The organism is Brevibacterium sp. UCMA 11754 (genome assembly GCF_021532275.1).
Taxonomy (GTDB): Bacteria; Actinomycetota; Actinomycetes; order Actinomycetales; family Brevibacteriaceae; genus Brevibacterium.
In genome coordinates, this window is record NZ_JACBOT010000025.1 from 176420 (window position 1) to 199814 (window position 23395).

Sequence of the window (23395 nt, forward strand, 5' to 3'; positions counted from 1 at the left end):
TGTAGGAAAAGCGCCCTAGGAGTCTGAACTGCTCCCAGACTCCCCAGAGAAGGACTCTCTCAGGACAGCCCGCCAAGAATCGCAGCGGATCCGGACAGTCCGAGACGTGAGGCTCCTGCAGCGATCATCTCTTCTGTAGCGTCGACGGTGCGGATTCCGCCGGAGGCCTTGACGCCGAGGCGATCACCCACGGTTTCGCGCATCAGTGAGACCGCGTGTGCGCTGGCTCCGCCTGCGGGATGGAAGCCTGTGGAGGTCTTGACGAAGCCTGCCCCTGCAGCCTCGGCGCGGCGGCTGGCTTCGACGATCTGGTCGTCGCTGAGCGCTGCAGATTCGATGATGACCTTGACCAGGGCGCTGCCGCTGGCGTCGACGACCCCGCGGATATCGGCCTCCATCGCATCGAAGTCACCAGCAATGGCCTGGCCGATATTGATGACCATGTCGACTTCGTCGGCACCATCGGAGACGGCCTGGGCAGCCTCGGCGGCCTTGATCTCAGGCTTGACCTGACCGCTGGGGAAACCGACGACGGTGGCCACGACCAGCTCACCGGGATCGGTGACGGGAAGCATCGACGGGGAGACGCAGATCGCGAGCACGCCGAGGTCCTTCGCCTCTGTCACGAGTGCCTCCACATCAGCAGGAGTGGCTTCGGGCTTGAGCAGTGTGTGATCGATGATCGCTGCGACTTCGGCTCTGCTGGTCATGGTAATCCTCCAAGGTGGATGGTGCTGTGTGAGTTTGGGTTGCGTGAGTTGGTACTGCGGTGATGCAACGAATCGGTGCTTCAGGTGATCTTCTCTAGCACGATCGACGCGGAGACCGTGCCGAGGTCGTCTCCGATTTCGACAGCGTCCTCGAGAGATTCGATCGCTCGGGCGAAGCGTTCAGGAGTCGCTGTGTGCAGAGTCATCAGCGGCTGGCCTTCGGCAACGGTGTCACCAGGCTTGGCGTGGAGTTCGATGCCGGCCACGTCCTGGACCGGGTCCTCCTTACGTGCTCGTCCGGCACCGAGGCGCCAGGAGGCGACTCCCACGGACAACGCATCGAGCCGACTGAGGACGCCGGACGCAGGCGCAGTGATGACTTCAGTGTTCTCGGCGACGGGCAGCGCGGCGTCAGGGTCACCGTTCTGGGCCCGGATCATCTTCTTCCACACGTCCATCGCCCGGCCGTCGCCCAAGGCGGCACGCACATCGACGTCGGTCTTGCCTGCCAGACGCAGCATCTCCTCGGCCAGGGCCACAGTCAGGTCCACGACGTCGGAGGGTCCGCCGCCGGCGAGGACCTCGACGGACTCACGGACCTCGAGGGCGTTGCCGACCGTGAGTCCCAGCGGGGTGGACATGTCGGTGAGCAGCGCCGAGGTCTCGACCCCGGCTGCCTTGCCCAGATCGACCATGGTCCGAGCCAGCTTCTGGGCCTTGGCCAGGTCCTTCATGAATGCCCCGGAACCGACCTTGACGTCGAGGACAAGTCCTTCGGTGCCTTCTGCGATCTTCTTCGACATGATCGATGAGGCGATGAGCGGAATGCAGTCAACCGTCGAGGTGGTGTCGCGCAGTGCATAGAGCTTCTTGTCCGCCGGAGCCAAGCCGGAGCCTGCGGCGCAGATGACCGCGCCGAGGTCCTCGAGCTGGTCGAGGATGGCCTCATTGCTCAGACCCGCCTGCCAGCCCGGAATGGACTCGAGCTTGTCCAGGGTTCCGCCGGTATGGCCGAGGCCGCGACCCGAGAGCTGTGGGACGGCGACGTCGAATACGGCGACGAGCGGGGCCAGAGGCAGGGTGATCTTGTCCCCGACTCCCCCTGTCGAATGCTTGTCCGAGGTCGGGCGGGACAGGGATGAGAAGTCCATCCGCTCGCCCGATGCGATCATCGCCTGCGTCCAGTCCGCGATCTCGCGAGGTTCCATGTCGTTGATGAAGATCGCCATGGCCAGTGCGGCCATCTGCTCATCGGCGACAACACCGCGAGTGTAGGCATCGATCACCCATTCGATCTGTTCTCTGCTCAGGGTGCGGCCATCGCGTTTCGCGGCGATGACGTCGACGGCATCGAATGCCTCTACGCTCACGGTGTCAGTCCTTCGTTCTCGGGGTGTGGCCGATGACCCGGCCACTGGAGTGACCATTGACCAGCCATTGGTGCGGCCGAGGTCCGGCCACTGGGATGACCGTTCTGGTGGTCACCATCGATCGCCGAGGTGGCGCTGGGATCGCGGGGCCACCTCGGCGATATCGGGGTCAGTGTTTGGCGGAGCCTGCACCCGGCGCATCACCGCTCAGATGATCTGGTCCGAAGGCATCGGGCAGCACAACTGACATGGGAGCCCTGCCGCTGGGCATGTTGAGCATCATCTCGGTGCCGCCGTGTTCGAACAGGAGCTGCCGGCAGCGTCCGCACGGGGCCAGGGTCGCTCCCGCACCATCGACGCAGTCGAATGCCACGATCCGGCCTCCGCCGGACATGAACAGATCGGAGACGAGTGAGCATTCTGCACACAGCGTCACCCCGAACGAGGCATTCTCAATATTGGCGCCGCTGACGATTCGACCGTCATCGACGAGTGCTGCCGCGCCCACGGGATAGGACGAATACGGAACGTATGCGTGACGCATCGCTCTCATCGCCTCATCTCGCAGCAGCGACCAGGTGTCCTCGCTCAGGTCGTCGACCGAAACGGGGGTGGGTTCCACGCTCCACACGTGTTCAGAGGCTTCGACATCTGCAGAAGTCATAGGGGATACCTCTCTCTTCAGGGTTGGGTTATTTCACGTACGGCACGCCTTCGGCCGCCGGTGGGCGAACCCGGCCGACGAAACCGGCAACGGCGAGGACCGTGACGATATAGGGAAGCATGAGCAGCAGCTCGTTGGCCACCGGAGTTCCGATGGACTGCAGAGTGTTGCCCAAGCTCTTGGAGAAGCCGAACAGCAGGGCAGCAAGCAGGGCGCCCTTCGGGTTCCACTTGCCCAGGATCATCGCCGCAAGGGCGATGTATCCCTGTCCGGCCGACATCTCTTTGCCGAATGCCAGGCCTGAGCCGACGGTGAAGAAGGCACCGCCGAGGCCTGCGATGGCACCGGCCATGAGGGTGTTGCGCACACGCGTGAAGTTGACCTTGATGCCCACGGTGTCGGCTGCCTTCGGGTGTTCGCCCACGGCCCGCATCCGCAGCCCCCACTTCGAACGGAACACGAAGATCTGGAGGGCGATGACGACGACGTACATGATGTAGACGAGGATGTTCTGGTCGAAGAGCACCCGTCCCAGGATGGGGATGTCCGACAGCAGCGGGACCGGCAGGTTGGGAAGCTGCTGCCGGGAGTTCCACAGGCCCGGGTTCTGTGTGAGGACCGTCGAGTAGAGGAAGCTGGTGACACCGACGACGAGGACGTTGAGCACGACGCCGATGATGATCTGGTTGACCCAGTACTTCACCGCGAAGAATGTGAGAACCACAGCCACCAGCGCGCCGGCGATCGGGGCTGCCAGCAGACCTGCATAGGGGTTCTTGGCCACCGAGGCGACGACTGCGGCGAGGAAGGCACCGGCCAGCAGCTGACCTTCGATGGCGATGTTGATGATGCCGGAGCGTTCGCCGACGAGCCCGCACATGGCGCCGAAGATCAGCGGCACGGACAGTGCCAGTGCGCCAGCCAGCAGCGTGGTCAGGGGGATCACGCCGCCGCTGCCGCCGCCGGCCCAGGCCAGGAAGGACACGACGAAGAGGATGCCGAAGACCATCGGGAACCATCCGGCCAGGGTGATCCGCTTCAGGGCGAGGTAGATCGAGGCCGCGGCCATGATCACGAGGATGAGCGAGAGGACCAGTCCGGCTACGGTCGAGGACACGACGACATCGGGAATGGCGAAGAGGTCTCCGCCGGTCGCGATCCGGAATGTCGTCTCTCCGTCACGGCCGATGAGGCCGAAGAAGATGAGCGAGACGAGGGCCAGGATCGAGTAGGTGATCGGGAACTTCCACGCGATCGGGGTCAGTGCCTTGGACTGTGCCGAGGACTTCGCTGCCAGTGTCGCAGCGGCGGTGTTCTGAGCGCTCATGTCAGGCCTCCTTCCGCTTGAGCACCGGTGTGGGCAACCGGAAGATCGACCTCACGAGTGGTGGGGCCGCGATGAGCAGGACGATGACGGACTGGACGACGAGGACGATGTCGATGGGCGTCCCGGTTTGGGACTGCATGAGGTAGCCGCCGGCCTTGAAAGCGCCGAACAGGAGACCTGCGAGGAACGTCCCCAAGGGCTTGGACCGCCCCAGCAGAGCCACGGTGATGGCGTCGAAGCCGATCGAACCGCTGATTCCGCCGGTGAGTTTGAATTCCGTGCCGAGCACCTGGGCCGCTCCGCCGAGTCCGGCGAGGGCTCCCGCGACGATCATCACGAGAATCGTCACCTTCGACACGGAGATGCCTGCCGTGCGCGCCGCGTGCGGGTTGGCACCGACGGCCTTGAACTCGAAGCCGATCGTCGAGCGTTCGAGCAGCCACCACACGAAGATCGTTGCCAGGATAGCGATGATGAATCCGAAATGCAGACGGAACGGCGAGGGCAGCAGCAGGAACATCTGCGACGAATCGTCAAGCGTCCGCGACTGCGGGTTCGCCGAGTCGGTGTGGGTGAACCAACTCTGCTTGAGCAGGTAGCCCAACAGGTAGCCGGCGATGGAGTTGAGCATGATCGTCACGATCACCTCGTTGGCTCCGGTGCGTGCCTTGAGCACACCCGCGATGCCGGCCCAGATCGCACCGCCGATCATGCCGCCGATGGCTGCGATGAGCATATGCACGACGGGTGGCAGGTGGAGGGCATAGCCGAGGTAACCGGCGATGGTGGCACCGAGGATGACCTGGCCCTGGCCGCCTATGTTGAACAGTCCCGAGCGGAATGCCAGGGCGATGCCCAGGCCTGTGAGGATGAGTGGGGTGCCGCTGACCAGGGATTCGGTCAGGGGGCGGATGGCGCGCTCGGTGGTCCGGGCGTCCCAGTCGAAGATCGCACCGCGAAACAGTGCGGAGTAGGCGTCGCCGACGGTGGAGAACAGGGTCGAGAAGAAGACCCCGGGGGCTGCGAAGATGTTCATCGCCGCTTCGACGACTTCGGCGTTGGACACGGCGATGAGGACACCACCGAGGAGAAGGGCGACGACGATGGCCAGCACCGAAACCAACCAGGAACCGGACAGGATGTCCTGCAGCAGATTCGGTTCCTTGCCCGGTTCCGCTTCGGTGCTCGGAGGTGGAGCCGGCGATGGTGCCGCCGGGGAGATGTCAGTTGTCATTTCGTCTCCTCCGCCGAGGTGGTGGCTGAGTTCTCTTCAGGTGCCGCGGTGGCGGTTGAGTTCTCTTCGGGCGCCGCGGTGGCGGCGAGGGCTTCGTCGGCAGGGACGCCGGCCATCATCAGACCCAGTGCTTCGCGTGAAGTGTCAGCATCGACGATGCCGACGATGCGGCCCGAGTACATGACCGCGATCCGATCGGCGAGTCCGTAGACCTCGTCGAGTTCCGTCGAGACGATGAGGCATGGTGTGCCGGCATCGCGTTCGGCGATGACACGTTTGTGGACGAATTCGATCGAACCGACGTCGAGGCCACGGGTGGGCTGGCTGGCGATGAAGAGGCGCAGCTCGCGGCCGAGCTCCCGGGAGAGGACGACCTTCTGCTGGTTGCCTCCCGACAGCGTCGCGATCGGGTCGACGACGCTGCCGAGGCGGATGTCGAACTCCTCGACCTTCTTCTTCGCCTCGTCGTTGATGACAGCAGACTTGAGATTGAGGCCTTTGGCATAGGGAGGACGGTCGTAGACGTCGAGGATCATGTTCTCGCGGATCGTGAACTCGGCGATGATGCCGTCGGTGGACCGATCCTCAGGAACGAATCCGATGCCAGAACCCAGACGGTCTTTGACGGACTTGCCGACGAGGTCCTTCCCATCAAGGGTGATCGAACCCAACCTGGGATCTGTCAACCCGATGATCGTTTCGGCCAACTCCGTCTGACCATTGCCCTGGACGCCGGCGACGGCGAGGATCTCACCACGGCGGACGTCGAAGCTGACATCGTCGACGACGACGTTCTCGGCCTTGTCGACGACGGTCAGGCCGCGGACTTGGAAGGTGGCATCACCGGGATCGGCGTCATCCTTCTCTGTCGTCAGGGACACCTGGCGACCGACCATCTGGCTGGCCAGCTCCGCCTCGGTGGAATCAGGGGAGGCAACGCCTGTGATCTTGCCGCGGCGGATGACTGTGATGGAGTCCGCGATTGCCCGGACCTCACGCAGTTTGTGGGTGATGAACACGATCGAGGTGCCCTGCTCCTTGAGCTGGCGCATGATCGAGATGAGCTCATCGGTCTCCTGCGGGGTGAGCACCGCGGTCGGCTCATCGAGGATGAGGATCTTCGCGTTGCGCGACAGGGCCTTGATGATCTCCACTCGCTGCTGGGCACCGACCGGGAGGTCCTCGATGAGGGCGTCGGGGTCGATGTTGAAGTTGAAGCGCGAAGAGATCTCCCTGACCTTCTTCCGTGCCTCGGCGAGGTCGATGAGTCCCAGGGACTTCGTCGGCTCATAGCCCAACGCCACCGACTCGGCGACAGTGAACACGGGCACAAGCATGAAGTGCTGATGGACCATGCCGATCCCAGCAGCCACAGCATCACCCGGACCGGCGAAGGTCACAGGCTTGTCGTCGAGGAGGATCTCTCCCCCGTCGGCGTCGTAGAGTCCATAGAGGACGTTCATCATGGTGGATTTTCCGGCGCCGTTCTCACCCAACAAGGCGTGGATCTCGCCCGGTTCGATGGTGAGATCGATGTGGTCGTTGGCCACGAACGATCCGAACACCTTCGTCATCCCGCGAAGCTCGAGTTTCACTGCTTCCGGTACTCCTCACAAATTCGAAAACTGCAGGGCCGAAACCACTCGGCCCTGCAGTTTAACCTATTCGCTTATTTGGGTGTGCTCTCGGATTCCACGGTCAGCGATCCGTCGATGATCTGCTTTTTGAGCTCTTCGACCTTCTTCTTCACGTCCTCTGGAACCTTGTCATCGAAGTCGTGGTAGGGAGCAAGTCCGACGCCTTCGTTCTCGAGAGTGCCGACGTAGGGCTCGGAGCTGAAGTTCTCCTTCTGGGCTTCGGCGACCGTGTCCTCGACTGCGTTGGCGATCTGCTTGACCACTGAGGTGAGGATGATGTCACCGTATTCTGTGGACTCGTATCCGTCGGAGTCGACCCAGACGAGCTTGACGTCCTTGGCTTCCTTCGCAGCCGCGGCTGCACCCAGTCCCACAGGACCGGCGACGGGCATGATGACGTCGGCGCCCTGAGAGATAAGCTGCTTGGTCAGCGCCTGGCCCTGACCCTGATTGTCGAAGTCGCCGGAAAAGGATCCGTCCTGCTTCTCCTTGTTCCAGCCGAGGAGCTTGACGTCCTTCTTGTTCTCTTTGTTGAACTTCTTCACGCCGTCAGCGAATCCGTCCATGAAGATGGTCACCGAGGGGATCTGGATGCCGCCGAAGGTGCCGACCTTGCCGGACTCGGACGTAGCCGCAGCCACATAGCCAGCGAGGTAAGCAGCCTCGGCGGTGTTGAAGACGAGAGGTTTGGCGTTGTCCAGCGTCACCGGTTTGCCGTCAGCATCGGAGAAGGTGGAGTCGATGAGAGCGAAGTTGAGGTCCGTGTTGGCCTCAGCAGCCTCCTGGATCGCGTCCTCGAGCAGGAAGCCGACGCCGAAGGTGAGGTTGCAGCCCTGCTGGATCATGTTGTCCACGTTGGGCTTGAAGTCTGCGTCACCCTGCGACTCCGCCAGCGACTCATCTATGCCGAGGTTCTTCTTCGCGTTCGTCAGGCCCTCACGGCCCGACTGATTGAACGACTGGTCATCCCAGCCGCCGGCGTCTGACACCATGCAGCCGAGGAAGTCTTCAGCTTTGGAGTCCCCGCTGTCTTCGGATCCGCAGGCGGAGAGAACGAGGGCAGATGCGGCGACAATCGACACCGCAGATACGAGCTTCTTCACGTTTACTCTTTTCTCAAGTTGCTCACTTCCAGCACTGGCGTCGATCGGGCGCAGAGTCCTCCGCCGAATTTGTGAAACCACTGGATGATCACTCATATTTCAATGAATTTTCCGTCAGTCTAATTCACCTCAGACCCATAACAGGGTCCACTAGCATCCGAATCGTCGACACCGATATGAAAACGCAACATATCTTCATGTTGCCTTCAGCCCACCCCGACACTCGACCGCGACGGACACCAGCTTCCGCTCCGGCCCCCCGGCTGCCTGCTCGGTACCCGCGCATGCTGGTCCCAGGCACCTTGTGCACTAAACTGGAAGGCGATATGGCACATCTTCTCGGGGCTGAAGCCCTGCACCTCGAATACCCCACCCGCATCGTCTTCGACTCCGTCACGCTCGGCGTCGACGCCGGAGACATGATCGGCATCGTCGGCCGCAATGGCGACGGCAAGTCCAGCCTGCTGGGCATGCTCGCCGGCACCATCGAACCCGATTCCGGCCGCGTGACCTACCGCGGCGGAATGCGCCTGGGCATGCTCAGCCAACGCGACACCATGGACTCCGACGCGACCGTCGGCTATTCCGTCGTCGGCGACATGGACGACCACGAATGGGCCCGCGACTCCAAAGCCCGCGACATCATCTCCGGTCTCATCGCCGACCTGGACTGGAACGCCACAGTCGGCAGCCTCTCCGGAGGCCAGCGCCGACGAGTGGCTCTGGCGGCACTGCTCATCGAAGACTGGGACTTGCTCATCCTCGATGAGCCCACCAACCACCTCGATGTCGACGGCATCTCGTGGCTGGCCAAGCACATCAGGAACCGCTGGTCGAAGAACTCCGGGGCGCTGCTGCTGGTGACTCACGACCGGTGGTTCCTCGATGAGGTCTGCAACAAGACGTGGGAGGTCCACGACCAGATCGTCGAACCATTCGAGGGCGGATACGCCGCCTATGTCCTCCAACGCGTCGAACGCGACCGGATCGCTGCCGCAACCGAGCAGAAGCGCCAGAACCTCATGCGCAAGGAATTGGCATGGCTGCGCCGAGGTGCGCCCGCCCGGACTTCGAAGCCGAAGTTCCGGATCGAGGCGGCAAACCAGCTCATCGCCGATGTCCCGGAGGTGCGCAATCCGATCGAACTGAAGAAGATGGCGACGGCCCGACTCGGTAAGGACGTCGTCGACCTCCTCGATGTGTCACTGAGCTTCGGGGATCAGCAGATCCTTGACAATGTCACCTGGCGCATCGGCCCCGGCGAACGCACCGGAATCCTGGGGCCCAACGGTGCCGGCAAGTCGACCCTGCTCAGCCTCATCTCCGGTGAACTCGAACCGGATGAGGGCAGGGTCAAGCGCGGGAAAACCGTGAAGGTCGGAGTCCTCGACCAGCAGTTCAAGGAACTCGACGCCATCGCCGGACAGAAGGTCCGCGAGGTGCTGTCGGAGTCGAAGACGAGCTTCAACATCGAAGGCAAGGACTACACTCCGGCACAGCTGCTGGAGCGCCTCGGCTTCGCCAAAGAGCACCTCTCGGCCCGAGTCAAGGAACTCTCCGGAGGACAGAAGCGCCGCCTGCAGCTCTTGATGCTGCTCATGTCCGAGCCCAATGTCATCATCCTCGATGAGCCGACCAACGACGTCGACTCCGATATGTTGGCGGCGATGGAGGACCTCCTCGACTCCTGGCCGGCGACCTTGATCGTCGTCTCCCACGATAGGTACCTGCTCGAACGCGTCACCGATCAGCAATACGCGATCCTCGATCACGGTCTGCGGCATGTGCCCGGCGGCGTCGACGAATATCTGACGCTGCGTGCCGAGGCCGCCAAGTCCGGCGGATCGAAGGGAACTGTCACCGGTCGAGGTGCAGGGAACTCCGGCTCCGGCAATGAGAATTCGTCGGCTGATTCGGGCGCAGACGCACTGTCTGGAGCCGAGGCCCGAGCAGCCAAGAAGGAAGTCTCTTCGATCGAGCGTCGTATGGACAAGCTGAGCAAGCGCATCGCCCGTGCCCACGATGAGATGGCCGACCACGACCAGACCGACTTCGAAGGGCTGCAGAAGCTCACCTCTTCCCTGCAGGAGCTCAAGGACGAAATGACCGAGTTGGAGGAGCGCTGGCTCGAAGCCAACGAGGCTCTCGACGCCTGACGATGAACGGCGAGGAGGGCTGATGGCCGATTCGGATCGAGTGCGGGAGCTTCTGCATGCAGAAGATGCCGCGACCAGGCGGCTCATCGCCACACTGTCCTCGGATATCAAGGATCTGACGGCCGCACGCGAGGGCGACAACAGCGACGACGAGCACGACCCCGAGGGATCGACTCTCGCCTTCGAACGATCACAGGCGGACACCTTGCTGCGCCAGTCCGAGGAGCGCCTGCTCGCCATCGCCGAGGCGGAGCAGAGGCTTGAGCGCGGCACCTTCGGAATCTGCACGAACTGCGGAAACCCCATCCCCGAGGTGCGGTTAGAGATTCGGCCCTACGCGCCGACCTGCGTCGCCTGCGCAAGCTGAAGAGAAGACGTCTTTCAAGCTGAACACCCCCTGGTTCCTCGCTTGGAGCGGTATGAAATCTTTAGGTTTCGTGGCCCAGCGCGCTATCGTGGCGTGGTGCCCATACGAGATCACCGACTGGACCGTGCCAAAGGCATCCTCATCTTCACTGTCGTCCTCGGCCACCTGCTGGCCAGGACATCACCGTGGGGTGACGATGTCCTTCGTGCGCCGATGTACCTCATCTATTCGTTCCACATGCCGGCCTTCGTCTTCCTGGCCGGCATCACAGCGAAGTCGACGAAGCTGCCCGAACGTGTCCTGACCTTCCTGGTCCTGCTGTTCACCGTGCTGCCCCTGATGTGGGGATGGATGTGGGTCTTCGACCTCAATCCCGACTACAGTTTCCTCACCCCGTTCTGGTACACATGGTTCCTGCTGTCGATGGCGTGCTGGATCATCACCGTGCCGTTCATCGAGCGATTCCCTCGAACGCTCCTTGTCACCTCGGTAGTGGTGGGACTCTTCGGCGGCATTCTGCCGATCCTCGACACGGAGCTCTCGGCGTCACGGTCCATGATCTTCTGGCCCTTCTTCGTCATCGGCAAGCTCTACGGCAAGCAGATTCTCAACTGGGCCGGCAGCCTGCGCATCTGGCAGAAGCTGTTCTTCACGGCGACGGCCTTCGGCGCGATCGGCTACTTCTACCTCGATGAGGTCTACTACAAGTGGTTCTACGGCAGCCTCAACTTCGCCCACTTCGAAGTCAGCATTCCCGAGGGCGTCGGCATCCGCCTCATCGTCGACATCGGCGCGCTGCTCATGACATTGGCGCTGCTCATGTGGGTCGGCGACAAAGACACCATCATCGCGAAGATCGGCCGGAACAGCCTGGCTGTATATGTCCTCCACGGGTTCGTCGTCCGCGGTCTCCAACCTTTCCTCGGTGACATCGAGGACGTGATCAGCGCCCCGCTGATCTTCGTCCTCTGCCTCGCAGTGGCACTTCTGACCACATATGTGCTGTCGTGGGCACCGTTCGAGAAGGCACTGCGCTGGTATTCCTCCACCGTGACTCGATTGCTGCTCGCACCGTTTGCACCATTGCGTCCGAAGCCCGGCAGACACTCGGATAGAACCTCCGGCTGAGGCTAGGAAAAGGCTTCTTCCCACGCTCTTCCCCTAACGGAACGAATCCTCTAGTCTGGCGAGAACCTCGGAGTCGCTGAAAATGACTCCGACCGTCATATGACTGAATTATGTCAATGTGACGTCGGTAACTTTTCCAAAGATGGTTGTATGCGTAGAGTTCGGGCCATCAACCTGAGCGAGCTCAACCGCCTGTCCTCTACCTTCCGTACGGAGAGCACTCATGACTCAGTCCAACCCGTTGACCCAACGCCTCGATGCCGGACCAGTGATCTGCGCTGAGGGGTTCCTGTTCGAACTCGAGAAGCGCGGCTACCTGTCCGCCGGAGAATTCGTGCCCGAGGTCGCCCTCGAGTTCCCCGATGCTCTGCGGTCCCTGCACGTGGATTTCCAACGTGCCGGTTCGGACATCGTCGAGGCCTTCACCTACAACGGACACCGCGAGAAGATGCGGGTCATCGGCAAGGAGGATCTGCTCGAACCTCTCAACCGCTCCGCCCTGCAGATCGCCCGCAGCGTTGCAGATGCCAAGCCCGGCAACTTCATGGCCGGAAACATCTCGAACTCCAACATCTGGGATCCCGAGAGCACCGATCGCCAGGCCGAGGTCCGTGCCATGTTCACCGAGATGGTGGGCTGGGCCGTGGACGAAGGCGCCGATCTCATCATCGGTGAGACCTTCTATTTCGCCGGCGAAGCCATTGCTGCAGCCGAAATCGCCAAGGCCAGCGGGCTGCCCGTCGTTCTCACCCTCGCCCCCATGGCCTTCCAGGAGATGGCCGATGGCGTCGGCATCGTCGAGACCGCGCAGAAGCTTGAACAGTTGGGCGTCGACGTCGTCGGCCTCAACTGCTTCCGCGGACCCGCGACGATGCTGCCGTGGCTGAAGGAGATCCGCGCGGCAGTGTCCTGTCACGTCGGCGCCCTGCCCATCCCCTACCGCACGACACAGGATGAGCCCACCTTCTTCAACCTCTCCGACCCCCGCGCCGAGGTGGCTTCCCCGCACGGTCGCACCTTCCCCACGGCTCTCGATCCGCTGCAGACGAATCGCTACGAGATCGGTGCCTTCGCGAAGGAAGTCTACGACCTGGGCGTCAACTACATCGGTGTGTGCTGCGGCGCGACTCCGATGCACATCCGTGAGGTCGCCGAGGCGGTCGGACTGACCACCGATGCCAGCCGGTTCTCGGAGAACATGAAGAACCACTTCATGTACGGCGACAACGAACGCCTCGCCGACAACGTCGTCGCGCTCGGCTCCACCGCCTGAGGCCAACCGTCGATGCCGGTGACGAGGGGCCAGTCAGCAGCACCGCGCACCTGCACCACCAAAAGGCCCCTGTGCAACGGGACGTTTTTGTGCTCAGAGTGTGCAGTGAAACTGCGGGTAGGAATGGTGGCTGCGGGTAGGAACAAGCGTATCCCCGGTGCGGTGGCCATCGCGCGCTGAGAGCGCCAAAACTTCCCTGTGCAACGGGAGGTTTTGGCGCTCTCAGTGTGAGGCGAGGCTCTCGCGGCGTCGCGAAGTTGACGATGCGGACGTCAACCCCGCCGCAGCAGAACCCTGAGGCTTCAGCGTCAGGCGTCAACCCTGCGACGTCACGCCGACCGAGTCGAGTGCGGCTTCGAGGCGGGAGATCGTGCCGTCGATGTCGTCGAGTTTGTCGAGGCCGAACAGGCCGATCCGGAAGGTGGAGAAGTCCTCGGGCTCGTCGCACTGCAGGGGCACGCCGGCAGCGATCTGAACGCCGGCTTCCTTGAACTGAGCGCCGGTGGCCAGCTGCGGGTTGTCCGTGTGGACGACGACCACGCTGGGCGAAGCGAATTCCGGTGCCGCAACCGAAGGCAGCCCGCGATCGGCGAAGACCTTGCGGACCCGGTCGCCGAGTTCGAACTGTGCGGCGGCGAGCTTGTCGAAGCCGCGTTCCTTCGTCTCGAGCATGATGGCGGCATTGTGCGCGAGCGAGTCGGTGGGCATGGTCGCGTGGTACGGCGCCCGGCCCGCCTCGTATTCGTCGGCGATGAACAGCCACTTCTTCAGGTCCATGGCGAAGCTCGTCGAAGTGGACTCGTCGACGGCGGCGCGGCCGGCTTCGCTGAGCATGACATAGCCGGCGCAGGGCGAACCGCTCCAGCCCTTCTGCGGCGCGCTGATGAGGACGTCGACGCCCAGCTTCTCCTGTGAGGCCCAGACCGCACCCGAGGCGATGCAGTCGAGGACGAAGACACCCCCCACGCTGTGGACCGCGTCGCTGACCTGGCGCACGTAGTCGTCCGGCAGAAGCATGCCGGAGGCGGTTTCGATGTGAGGAGCGAACACGACGGTCGGGCGCTCGCGCTCGATGGCGGCGACCACCTCGGCGATGGGGGCAGGAGCCCAGGCCGACTGGTGCTCGTCACTGAGAGGGGACGCCTTGAGCACGGTCGTCTCGCTGGCGATGGATCCTGCGTCGAGGATCTGTGACCAGCGGAAGGAGAACAGGCCGTTGCGGACCACAAGGCACTTCTTGCCCGTCGCGATCTGTCTGGCCACTGATTCCATGGCATAGCTGCCACCACCGGGGACGATGGCGACGCTGTGGGCGTCGTAGGCCTCGCGCAGGATGCGGTTGATGTCCTGCATGACGGACACGAACCGACCCGACATGTGGTTGAGTGATCGGTCGGTGAAGACCACCGAGTATTCGAGCAGGCCGTCTGGATCGATATCTTCATGTGGCAGAGTCATGTCACCAACATTGCCACGTTCGGCGATTTTGGGCCACTGCCGCTCAGTTGCAGAGACGTCGCCGCGGAAGAGTCGTTCCAGCGGCAGAGGCCCCGGCGATCACAGCTGCACCTCGCTGCGGTCACCCGACCACAGTGTATGGAAGGTTCCCGGTCGATCTGTGCGCCCGTAGGTGTGGGATCCGAAGAAGTCCCGCTGGCCCTGCACCAGCGCCGCCGATGCCCTCGAGGTGCGGATGCCGTCGAAATACGACAGCGCCGAGGCCAGGGCCGGAATCGGCACGCCAGAGGAGGCGGCATCGGCGACCGTATCCCGCAGAGCCTGCTGCCCGGAGTTGAGCGAATCCCGGAAATACGGAGCGGCCAGCAGTGAGCTCAGATTCGGATCGGCGTCGAAGGCCTCCGTGATCCGGTCGAGGAATCTGGCCCGGATGATGCAACCCGCCCTCCAGATCCTGGCAACCTCACCGAGTTCCGTGTTCCAGCCGTGCTCCTGCGCTCCCGCGGCGATCTCGTGGAAGCCCTGCACGTAGGCGAGGATCTTTCCCGTGAACAGCGCTTTCCGCACGGTCTCGATGACCGTGTCACGGTCGACCGGCGCCGAGGTGGGGGCATCGTCGAGCGCCGATTCGCGGGCTTCCTCGAGCGCCGATTCGCGGGCTTCCTCGAGCGCCGAGGTGACCGTCGAAGGACCGACCAACGCCGCGCCGGAGGAACGAAGCACGGAGGCCGCGGACAGGGACCTGGCCGAGACCGCCTCGGCGATGGTGGCGACAGGCACGCCAAGGTCGAGGCCGGTCTTCACCGTCCAGCCGCCGGTGCCCTTGGCACCGGCGGAATCGGCGATGATGTCGACGAACGGCTCGCCTGTGGCAGCATCGGTGTGGTCGAGGACCTCGGCGGTGATTTCGATGAGATAGGACTCGAGATCTCCTCGGTTCCATTCTCTGAAGACCTCCGCGATCTCAGGAGGGGTGAGACCGAGCCTGCTCCTCAGCAGTGCGAAGGCCTCAGCAATGAGCTGCATGTCAGCGTACTCGATCCCATTGTGGATCATCTTGACGAAGTGGCCGGCCCCGTCGGTGCCCACATGGGCGATGCACGATTCCGGGTCCGCCTGTGCGCTTCGCCCGTCGCCGGGTTCGGCACGAGCCGCGATAGGTTCGGCACGAGCGGCGATGGGTTCGGCATGCGCGGCGATGGGTTCGAGAATGGGCCGCAGTCTTGACCACGCGGATTCGGTGCCGCCGACCATCATCGATGGCCCCTCAAGCGCACCGACCTCTCCCCCGGAGATGCCGACCCCGACGAACTCGATGCCGGCCTTGGCCGCGTTCTCGCCGCGGGCGATCGTGTCCGTGAACAGTGAGTTTCCGCCGTCGACGATGATGTCTCCGGGTTCGAACACCTGCAGCAGGTCGCCTATCGCCGAGTCCGTGGCCGGGCCAGCATTGACCATGAGGATCGCTACGCGCGGGCCCGACAGCTTGCTGGCCAGATCCGCCGGCGAAGAGGCGACGAGGAAATCCGCTTCGTGATGGTCGGCCGCCAGAGCTCGAGCTCGGTCGATGTCGCGGTCGTAGATGGCGACTCGCGCTCCGGTTCGGCCAGTCAGATTCCGTGCGAGGTTTCGTGCGAGGTTCGAGCCCATCACTCCGGTGCCGATCACGCCCACTTCCGCGGTCATACCCAATCCTCTTCCTCGTGGCTACTAGTCACGGCTGACAGTTACGGCGAATTGTCGCAGCTGACAGGTTCTCGCAGCGGTTGACAGTTTCACCCGTCTCATTTAGATTTCTATAAATCTGATTTAATGAGTGCAGTTTAGCAATGTCATCATATTTTTACGAGAGGCCAACTGAGATGGATCTTCCCCCGCTTGTCATCATGGGGGTGTCCGGCACGGGGAAGACACTGATCGGTCGCCGCTTGGCTGCCGAGCTCGGAGCCGCGTTCGTCGACGCCGACGATCTCCACAGCCAGGACAACAAGTCCAAGATGCGTGCTGGAGTCCCCCTCGACGATGAGGACCGGTGGCCGTGGCTGCAGTCCGTGGCCAGTGAGCTGACCTCGACTCCACCTCCCATCGTCGCCTGTTCCGCGCTGCGACGCAGCTATCGCGACTACCTGAGGGCACAGGCACCAGCAACCTTCTTCGTCCATCTCACCGGGAACCGCGAGATCATCGTCGAGCATCTCGCACGGCGTTCACACGAATTCATGTCACCAACGCTTGTCGACTCCCAGCTGGAGACGCTGGAACCGCTCACCGTCGAGGAAGCACATTTCCTCGCTCCCATCGATCTCTCCCCCGCCGAGGTGAGTCGATACATCATCGAGCGTCTCCCCCACACCACCTGACCACTGCCCAACGCCACCTGACCACGACCGAACCTCAAGGAAGAGGAAATTGTGACCGAGATCGAACTCAACTGGACGCTGTCGGCCCCGGCCCTGCTCGGCATCGCCGCAGCAGCCATCGCGGTGCTGCTCATCCTCATCATCCGCTTCAGGCTTCACGCCTTCATCGCGCTCGTCGTGGTCAGTGTGGTCACCGCCCTGGCCGCGGGAATCGCCCCCGGCGATCTGGTCCCCGTCATGTACGACGGCTTCGGGTCCACCCTTGCCAGCGTCGCACTCCTCGTGGGGCTCGGTGCCATGCTCGGGAGGATGCTTGAACTCTCGGGTGGGGCACAGGTGCTCACGGATGCGCTCATCAAGGCTTTCGGAGAGAAGCGGGCGCCCCTGGCTTTGGGCCTGACCTCGCTGCTGTTCGGCTTCCCGATCTTCTTCGATGCCGGTCTGGTCGTCATGCTGCCGATCATCTTCACGGTGGCCAAACGCCTCGGCGGATCTCTGCTTCTCTACGCCATGCCATCGGCGATCGCGTTCTCGGCCATGCACATCTTCGTCCCTCCGCATCCCGGGCCTGTGGCCGCATCCGGACTTCTGGGCGCGAACGTCGGACTCGTCCTCATCTGCGGCCTGATCATCGCCGTGCCGGCCTGGTACCTGTGCGGGTATCTGTTCGGGCTCTTCATCGGCAAGCGAATCGAGGTCTCGGTTCCCTCGCTCCTGGCCCACGATCCAGCCGAGGAGTTCGCCGACTTCAGGTCCTCACCCAAACTCTCAACGGTTCTCGTCCTGCTTGCCCTGCCGCTTGTGCTCATCTTCCTCAACACCGGCCTCGACTTCGCCGGTGAGGCCGGCTGGGTCGACGCCGAGTCCACTCTGGTCACTTCGCTGCGCATGCTCGGTGAGACTCCGATCGCCCTGCTCATCACGGTAGTGGCGGCCATGTGGCTGCTGGGGTGGAGGAAGAAGAAGGGCAGAAGCATGGTCGAGAACATCGTCGACTCGGCTCTGGGCCCAGTCTGCTCGATCATCCTCATCACCGGAGCCGGCGGCATGTTCGGCGGTGTGCTGCGAACCAGCGGGATCGGTGACTCCATCGCCGATTCCCTGGCAGCCCTGGGTCTGCCGGTCATCGTGGCCGGATTCGTCATCGCCGCGATCGTGCGCATCGCCCAAGGTTCAGCCACGGTCGCGCTCACAACTGCGGCGGCACTCATGCAGCCGGTCGTCGTCGGCAACCCGGACTTCTCGAGCCTGCAGGTCGTGGCCATCGTGCTGTCCCTGGCCGCAGGCTCCGTGGTCGCCAGCCACGTCAACGATTCGGGCTTCTGGCTGGTCTCCCGGTTCTTCGGCATGGACACGAAGACCACTCTGAAGACCTGGACCGTGGCTCAGACCATCCTCGGTCTGGTCGGCTTCGCCCTCAGCCTCGCCCTCTACGGTGTCGTCAGCGCGTTCTGACCAGCCAGTCCTGAGGGTCGTCAGCCTGTCCTGAGAGTCGTTCAGCCTAGCCTGTCCGGAGACCCGTCAGTCCGTCTTGAGGCGCGGCTGGCCCGCCCAGGCATCTTCCATCTCGGCGAAGGCTCCATCCATCATCTTCGTCATCGCGGCATGAGCACGATCGGGGTCCCCATTGCCGATGGCATCGGCGACGTCGAAGTGCCATTGCAGCGCCTCTGGATGGGGAAACTTCGGCATCAGCCCGGCGTGCGTTCGACCGCGCAGGATCTCGGCGACGACCGAGTCGAAGGAAGCGAAGAGTTCGTTGCCGCCGGCCCTCAGAACTGCCCGATGATAGGCGATATCGACCTCCAGCACCGCCTCAACATCGCCCTTGCGTCCGCTGGTGCGCATTCTGGCGGCCAATCCCATGATCTCCTCGGCCGCCTCGGCCGAGGCATGGACGGCGGCCAAGTGTGCCGCCTGAGGTTCGATCGCGACTCTCAGTTCGGTCAGGGAACGCAGTTGGACTGCCGGGGTTGCGGCCATTCGCCACCGCACCACCAGAGGGTCGAGTATGGTCCATTCCCGCATGGACAGAATCACCAGCCCCAAGCGGCGGATCGGCTTGACCATCCCCAGGGACTCCAGAACACGCACCACTTCGCGCACCACCGAGAGCGAGACTTCGTACCTCACACGCAGCTCCTCGGCCCGGACGACCGTTCCCGCTTCCAGGTCACCGGTGACGATGTCAGTGCCGATCGAATTGAGAAGACTTTCGTGGAGGTTGCCGCTATCCTTCGCTTCGGCCATCAGTGCTCGATGATGTGGGCGCCGGGGGCAGGTCCCGTGGTCCGCAGCGCTTCCTTGACTCCGCGGGTGGCCTGGAGCAGGACCGCGAGGTCAAGGGCGTGATGTGCGTCGCGGGCGAGGAAACCGATCGTCGGGCCTGAGCCGCTGAGCAGGGGCAGGAGGGCACCGGCTGCACGCCCCGCCTCCATCACCTCGGCGAGTTCGGGCATGGCCGATATCGCGGCATCGGTGAGGTCGTTGGCGGCCGCTGTGGCCAGAGTGTCCGGGTCGCCGGCGGCGAGCGCCGTGAGCACCTCGGCGGGCACGACCGCTGGTTCGGGGTTCGGGGTGAGTTCGTCGAATCGTGAGTACATCGCTGGTGTCGACAGCTGCCCCGCCGAGGTGGCCATGACCCAGTGGAATGATCCGCGGGTGAGGACGGGGGTGAGTTTCTCGCCACGTCCGTGGCCGATGGCTGTTCCTCCGTGGAGGAGGAAGGCGACATCGGCGCCGACTCCGACCGCGCAGTCGTGGAGGAGCGACTCGTCGACTCCCCCGACGAGGTGGGCGGCACCGCACAGTGCTGCGGCCGCGTCGGCCGACCCCCCGCCCATGCCGCCGGCGACGGGGACCTGTTTGTCGATGACGATGTCGAGCTCGCGCAGGACGTCGACGTCGCGTTCGTCTTCGAGGGCTGCGATGAGGAGGTTGATGGCCTTGCGTGCGAAGTTCGACTCGTCCTGGGGCACCTCGGCGTCTCCGTAGCGACCGCTGACGACGATCGAGGAGCTCCCGCCGGGGACGAGGGTCACGGTCTCGTTGAGGTTGAGGGCCTGGAACACCGTCGCGAGTTCGTGGTATCCGTCATCGCCGGCCTCACCCACGGCGAGGTGGACGTTGATCTTGCCCGGTGCCTGCACCTTCACCGGTGTCAGGGTCTTCGGGCACGAGTGCAGCTGTGCGCTCATGATTGTGCGCTTCCCGTTGTGGAAGCCTCGCCCTGTGCGGCGCCCGCTGCGGCGAGTCGTTCGAAGTCTGCGACGCTGAGGGCTTCGCCTCGAGTCTTGGGATCGATGTCTGCAGCACGCAGCAGCTCTTCTGCTCGCTGTGCGCTGCCGGCCCACGTGGCCAGGGCAGCGCGCAGAGTCTTACGACGTTGGGCGAAAGCCGCGTCGACGACGCCGAACAGGCGACGTCGCTGTTCCGGATCACGGTGGGTGCGGGTGACATCGATGTGGACGAGTCCGGAGTCGATGTTCGGGGACGGCCAGAACACGTTCTTGCCGATGCGTCCGGCCAGAGTGACGTCGCCGTACCACTGGGCCTTGACGCTGGGCACACCGTAGGTGCGTGATCCGGGCCCGGCAGCGAGGCGTTCTGCGACTTCGAGTTGGACCATGACGAGCACGGACTCCAGGCTCGGGAAGATCTCGAGGAAGTGCAGCAGCACCGGGACCGCAACGTTATAGGGCAGGTTCGCGACCAGAGCGTCAGGGTCCGTGGGCAAATCGGTGACTCTGAGCGCATCGGCATTGACGAGTTCGAAGTTCGCGGTCTCGTCGGCAGCGGCTGCGCCCTGCCCGTGCTCCGCTGCTCTCTGCCCGTGCTTCTCTGCACTCTTCCCGTACTTCTCAACCGTCGCAGGCAGGCGGGCGGCCAGGACCTCGTCGATCTCAACGGCGGTGACATGGTGTCCGGCTTCCAGCAGACCCAGCGTCAGCGATCCCAGGCCGGGACCGATCTCGACGACGCTGCTGTGGTCCTGAAGCTTCGCGGACGTGACGATCGAGCGCACGGTATTGGGGTCGATGACGAAGTTCTGCCCCTTCTGCTTAGTCGGGCGCAGACCGATGTCGGCGGCGATTTCGCGAATGTCGCGTGCGGTCAATAACGTCACAGCCAACAACTTACAGCACTCATTCCCAGGCACAATCACCGAACACTCCTGACGCCATTTCCTTATGCTCCTGCAACATCGCAGTCAGAGGGCTGACGCCGGGACGATAGGGTGAACGGTATGGATCCGCAGACACTCACCGAACTCCTCGATGTCTCCGTCCTCGACCGGCTCGACCGGATCGAGGACCTGCCTGCCGATGAGCTCGCCCGATCATCGGCGCTGCGCAAGGAAGGCTATTCCGCCGAGGTGACCGCCGCCCTGCTCACGCAGGCCCAGCTGCGCAAGGACGCCGTGAAGAAACTCGGCCCGTTCGCCGAGGACATGCTGTTCACTCGTGACGGTCTGGCCCAAGCCACACGACTGCCGGTGGCCGCCCATCACGCCCGCCGCCTCCTCGGCGAGGGCAAGGACACCGGTGGCGACGAGGGTGCCGACGACAGTGCTGATGCGGCAGATTCCACACCCTCGATCGCGGATCTGGGCTGTGGGATCGGCGCCGACTCCTTCGCCTTCGCTGGGATGGGCGCCCAGGTCACCGCCGTCGACGCAGACGAGGTCACGGCCGCCATCGCCACCTTCAACCTCCGCCACCTGGCAAATGCCAGCGCCGCGCACGCCCGCGCCGAAGACAGCGACACCTCCACGTTCGACGCCCTGTGGTTCGACCCGGCCCGCCGCACAGTCGGGAAGGGGACCAACAGCGGCTCCACCGCTCGCATCTTCGACCCCGAAGACTTCTCCCCTTCCCTCTCCTGGGTCATCGACAAGGCGCTCGCGGCGAAGGCCGCAGGCGTCAAACTCGGACCGGCGCTCGACCACAGCCTCATCCCCGATGAAGCCGAGGCACAATGGGTCTCCCACCTCGGCGAAGTCGTCGAGGTCTGCCTCTACTTCGGCGAGGCCAGGCAGCGTCCCGGGCGCAGCGCCCTCGTCATGGGCGAGCGCACACTCCTCGTCCACGAAGATGATCTTCCCGCCGACGATGAGGACGGTGTCGGTGAGCTCGGTCGGTACCTCCTCGAACCCGACGGCGCGATCGTGCGGGCCGGACTCGTCACCGCCCTGTGCGGACCCTTGCAGGCTCGCCGCGTTCACCCGAAGATCGCCTATCTGACCACGGACGTCGAACCGAGCGGACCGGCCTCGGCCGGGGTCACCACCTATGAGGTCACCGACGTGCTGCCGGCGAAGATCCCGAGCCTGCGCAAGGCCCTCATCAGCCGCGGCATCGGCTCGGTCGTGATCAAGAAGCGCGGAGCTGATATTGTTCCTGACCAGGTCAGGCGTCAGCTCAAGTTGCCGGCCGGAGACAAGGCGACACTGGTCTTCACCCGCCTGGGCGATCGTCATGTCGTCCTCCTGACCCAACCCTGCTGAACCGTCCCAACCCTGCTGAACTCCCTTCGCCCCACCTCACTAGGAGAATCCCCCATGAACCGCTCCGACGTTCTCATCACCGCCGACGAGCTCCTCGCTCGCCTCTCCGACGACGGATCCACGCCGAGGCTGCTCGACGTCCGCTGGACACTGCAGAAGCCTGATGGCCGCGAAGACTTCACCGCCGGGCACATTCCCGGAGCCGTCTACGTCGACTTGGACACCGAACTCGCCGCACACTCCGAGACTGACCCCACAGCGGGACGACACCCGCTGCCGTCTGCGGAGGAATTCCAGGACCAGGTCCGAGCCTGGGGCATCGACCAGCTCACCGACGTCGTCGTCTATGACGACAATTCGGGCCAGGGCGCCGCGCGCGCCTGGTGGCTGCTGAAGTGGGCAGGCATGAAGGCACGCGTCCTCGACGGCGGCCTGCAGGCTTTCGTTGCCGCCGGAGGCGAATTGGCCACCGGAGCCGGTGACCCCGTACAGCCGAGCACCGTGACGATCTCCCCCGATTCGATGCCCGTCATCGACGCCGACGCAGCTGCAGCATGGACAGGGGTCCTCCTCGATGCCCGCGCCGCCGAACGTTTCCGCGGAGAGACCGAGCCGCTCGACTCACAGGCCGGCCACATTCCCGGTGCCACGAGCGCGCCCGCCAGCGAAAACACCGCAGACGGAAAGTTCCTCGACGAAGAGTCTCTACAGTCGCGCTTCTCCGCCCTCGGCGCTCTCGACCAGCCCGTCGGCGTCTACTGCGGTTCAGGCGTCAGCGCTTGCCACAACGCCTTGGCGCTGGCGACCCTCGGTGTTGAGACGAGCCTCTACCCAGCCAGCTGGTCGGGATGGTCATCCGACCCTGCCCGCCCGGTCGCAACTGGAGCCTGAGCACCCACCGGCCTCACCTGCAACGTCAAACTCCTGCCCTCGTTCTCGAACGGGCATTCTCCGTCGCAGAAATGTCATTTTCGGTCTGTTACATAGGCCGATTTGTTACATACAGGCACGGAAGACGACGAGAGATAGGTCATATCACCACCGGTCAGCACCAGACAAACGCGCAACTGTTACAGAAATTTCGGCGCGAGATAAGCTTCTG

General features: G+C 63.7%; 20 protein-coding genes. 8 read left to right on the forward strand and 12 right to left on the reverse strand.

Translation table 11 applies throughout. The annotated features are described in order from the left end of the window. Positions 1-59: 59 nt before the first annotated feature. The 7 genes from deoC to HX613_RS14550 form a co-directional block, all read right to left on the reverse strand. Positions 60-710: a deoxyribose-phosphate aldolase gene (gene deoC, locus HX613_RS14520; protein WP_235345960.1), complete on the reverse strand. Its 651-nt coding sequence runs from the start codon at positions 708-710 to the stop codon at positions 60-62. A gap of 80 nt (positions 711-790) precedes the next feature. Further along, positions 791-2080 carry a thymidine phosphorylase gene (locus tag HX613_RS14525; RefSeq protein ID WP_235345961.1) on the reverse strand — a complete coding sequence of 430 codons (1290 nt, stop codon included), beginning with the start codon at positions 2078-2080 and terminating at the stop codon, positions 791-793. Positions 2081-2249: 169 nt separating this feature from the next. After that, positions 2250-2744: a cytidine deaminase gene (locus HX613_RS14530; protein WP_235345962.1), complete on the reverse strand. Its 495-nt coding sequence runs from the start codon at positions 2742-2744 to the stop codon at positions 2250-2252. Positions 2745-2772: 28 nt separating this feature from the next. Next, complete coding sequence (locus tag HX613_RS14535; RefSeq protein ID WP_235345963.1) at positions 2773-4071, reverse strand: ABC transporter permease; 1299 nt, start codon at positions 4069-4071, stop codon at positions 2773-2775. A 1-nt stretch (position 4072) separates the two neighbouring features. Continuing rightward, positions 4073-5305, reverse strand: coding sequence for an ABC transporter permease (locus HX613_RS14540; protein ID WP_235345964.1), 1233 nt, complete (start codon positions 5303-5305; stop codon positions 4073-4075). Then, positions 5302-6900 carry an ABC transporter ATP-binding protein gene (locus HX613_RS14545; RefSeq protein WP_235345965.1) on the reverse strand — a complete coding sequence of 533 codons (1599 nt, stop codon included), beginning with the start codon at positions 6898-6900 and terminating at the stop codon, positions 5302-5304. The genes HX613_RS14540 and HX613_RS14545 overlap by 4 nt, the downstream gene beginning before the upstream one ends. 74 nt (positions 6901-6974) lie before the next feature. After that, the gene (locus HX613_RS14550; RefSeq protein WP_235345966.1) at positions 6975-8045 is read right to left on the reverse strand and encodes a BMP family lipoprotein; all 1071 of its coding nucleotides are present in this window, start codon (positions 8043-8045) and stop codon (positions 6975-6977) included. Positions 8046-8371: 326 nt separating this feature from the next. On the opposite strand from HX613_RS14550, the gene HX613_RS14555 reads away from it, so the two are divergent. The 4 genes from HX613_RS14555 (at position 8372) to HX613_RS14570 (ending at position 12969) form a co-directional block, all read left to right on the forward strand. After that, entirely contained in the window at positions 8372-10201 is a 1830-nt protein-coding gene (locus HX613_RS14555) for an ABC-F family ATP-binding cassette domain-containing protein (protein ID WP_235345967.1), read from the forward strand. Positions 10202-10223: 22 nt separating this feature from the next. Beyond that, a complete protein-coding gene (locus HX613_RS14560) occupies positions 10224-10568 on the forward strand; it encodes a TraR/DksA family transcriptional regulator (protein WP_235345968.1) in 345 nt (114 codons plus the stop codon). Positions 10569-10664: 96 nt separating this feature from the next. After that, positions 10665-11696 carry an acyltransferase family protein gene (locus tag HX613_RS14565; protein ID WP_235345969.1) on the forward strand — a complete coding sequence of 344 codons (1032 nt, stop codon included), beginning with the start codon at positions 10665-10667 and terminating at the stop codon, positions 11694-11696. 223 nt (positions 11697-11919) lie between these two features. After that, positions 11920-12969, forward strand: coding sequence for a homocysteine S-methyltransferase family protein (locus tag HX613_RS14570; protein ID WP_235345970.1), 1050 nt, complete (start codon positions 11920-11922; stop codon positions 12967-12969). A gap of 315 nt (positions 12970-13284) precedes the next feature. Here the strand turns inward: HX613_RS14570 and HX613_RS14575 are convergent, their stop codons facing one another. Together HX613_RS14575 and gndA are read right to left on the reverse strand one after the other, a co-directional pair. Next, a complete protein-coding gene (locus HX613_RS14575) occupies positions 13285-14427 on the reverse strand; it encodes an alanine--glyoxylate aminotransferase family protein (RefSeq protein ID WP_235345971.1) in 1143 nt (380 codons plus the stop codon). Between the two features lie 99 nt (positions 14428-14526). Further along, positions 14527-16113, reverse strand: coding sequence for an NADP-dependent phosphogluconate dehydrogenase (gene gndA, locus HX613_RS14580; RefSeq protein ID WP_235345972.1), 1587 nt, complete (start codon positions 16111-16113; stop codon positions 14527-14529). 176 nt (positions 16114-16289) lie between these two features. On the opposite strand from gndA, the gene HX613_RS14585 reads away from it, so the two are divergent. Next, positions 16290-16787, forward strand: coding sequence for a gluconokinase (locus tag HX613_RS14585; protein ID WP_235345973.1), 498 nt, complete (start codon positions 16290-16292; stop codon positions 16785-16787). A 51-nt stretch (positions 16788-16838) separates the two neighbouring features. Then, positions 16839-18242, forward strand: a complete 1404-nt coding sequence (locus HX613_RS14590; protein ID WP_235345974.1) for a GntP family permease — start codon at positions 16839-16841, stop codon at positions 18240-18242. A 66-nt stretch (positions 18243-18308) separates the two neighbouring features. Here HX613_RS14590 and HX613_RS14595 read toward each other — a convergent pair whose 3' ends face one another. The 3 genes from HX613_RS14595 to rsmA are packed head-to-tail and all read right to left on the reverse strand — an operon-like array spanning position 18309 to position 20913. Then, a complete protein-coding gene (locus HX613_RS14595; RefSeq protein WP_235345975.1) occupies positions 18309-19037 on the reverse strand; it encodes a FadR/GntR family transcriptional regulator in 729 nt (242 codons plus the stop codon). Continuing rightward, a complete protein-coding gene (locus HX613_RS14600) occupies positions 19037-19984 on the reverse strand; it encodes a 4-(cytidine 5'-diphospho)-2-C-methyl-D-erythritol kinase (protein ID WP_235345976.1) in 948 nt (315 codons plus the stop codon). Before HX613_RS14600 ends, HX613_RS14595 begins: the two co-directional genes overlap by 1 nt. Beyond that, positions 19981-20913 (reverse strand): 16S rRNA (adenine(1518)-N(6)/adenine(1519)-N(6))-dimethyltransferase RsmA, encoded by a 933-nt coding sequence (rsmA, locus tag HX613_RS14605; protein ID WP_235345977.1) that lies wholly within the window; start codon positions 20911-20913, stop codon positions 19981-19983. Before rsmA ends, HX613_RS14600 begins: the two co-directional genes overlap by 4 nt. A gap of 120 nt (positions 20914-21033) precedes the next feature. On the opposite strand from rsmA, the gene HX613_RS14610 reads away from it, so the two are divergent. Next, positions 21034-22293: a class I SAM-dependent methyltransferase gene (locus tag HX613_RS14610; RefSeq protein ID WP_235345978.1), complete on the forward strand. Its 1260-nt coding sequence runs from the start codon at positions 21034-21036 to the stop codon at positions 22291-22293. A 54-nt stretch (positions 22294-22347) separates the two neighbouring features. Next, the gene (locus tag HX613_RS14615; protein WP_235345979.1) at positions 22348-23184 is read left to right on the forward strand and encodes a sulfurtransferase; all 837 of its coding nucleotides are present in this window, start codon (positions 22348-22350) and stop codon (positions 23182-23184) included. Positions 23185-23395 lie beyond the last annotated feature (211 nt).

What these genes read in the sequence shown, in the direction of transcription:
- HX613_RS14615 (WP_235345979.1), top strand. Translation starts at nt 22,348, where the DNA reads ATGAACCGCTCCGACGTTCTCATCACCGCCGACGAGCTCCTCGCTCGC.
- HX613_RS14575 (WP_235345971.1), bottom strand. Translation starts at nt 14,427, where the DNA reads ATGACTCTGCCACATGAAGATATCGATCCAGACGGCCTGCTCGAATAC.
- HX613_RS14530 (WP_235345962.1), bottom strand. Translation starts at nt 2,744, where the DNA reads ATGACTTCTGCAGATGTCGAAGCCTCTGAACACGTGTGGAGCGTGGAA.
- HX613_RS14595 (WP_235345975.1), bottom strand. Translation starts at nt 19,037, where the DNA reads ATGGCCGAAGCGAAGGATAGCGGCAACCTCCACGAAAGTCTTCTCAAT.
- HX613_RS14600 (WP_235345976.1), bottom strand. Translation starts at nt 19,984, where the DNA reads ATGAGCGCACAGCTGCACTCGTGCCCGAAGACCCTGACACCGGTGAAG.
- HX613_RS14610 (WP_235345978.1), top strand. Translation starts at nt 21,034, where the DNA reads ATGGATCCGCAGACACTCACCGAACTCCTCGATGTCTCCGTCCTCGAC.
- HX613_RS14535 (WP_235345963.1), bottom strand. Translation starts at nt 4,071, where the DNA reads ATGAGCGCTCAGAACACCGCCGCTGCGACACTGGCAGCGAAGTCCTCG.
- HX613_RS14570 (WP_235345970.1), top strand. Translation starts at nt 11,920, where the DNA reads ATGACTCAGTCCAACCCGTTGACCCAACGCCTCGATGCCGGACCAGTG.
- gndA (WP_235345972.1), bottom strand. Translation starts at nt 16,113, where the DNA reads ATGACCGCGGAAGTGGGCGTGATCGGCACCGGAGTGATGGGCTCGAAC.
- HX613_RS14540 (WP_235345964.1), bottom strand. Translation starts at nt 5,305, where the DNA reads ATGACAACTGACATCTCCCCGGCGGCACCATCGCCGGCTCCACCTCCG.
- HX613_RS14560 (WP_235345968.1), top strand. Translation starts at nt 10,224, where the DNA reads ATGGCCGATTCGGATCGAGTGCGGGAGCTTCTGCATGCAGAAGATGCC.
- HX613_RS14555 (WP_235345967.1), top strand. Translation starts at nt 8,372, where the DNA reads ATGGCACATCTTCTCGGGGCTGAAGCCCTGCACCTCGAATACCCCACC.
- HX613_RS14585 (WP_235345973.1), top strand. Translation starts at nt 16,290, where the DNA reads ATGGATCTTCCCCCGCTTGTCATCATGGGGGTGTCCGGCACGGGGAAG.
- deoC (WP_235345960.1), bottom strand. Translation starts at nt 710, where the DNA reads ATGACCAGCAGAGCCGAAGTCGCAGCGATCATCGATCACACACTGCTC.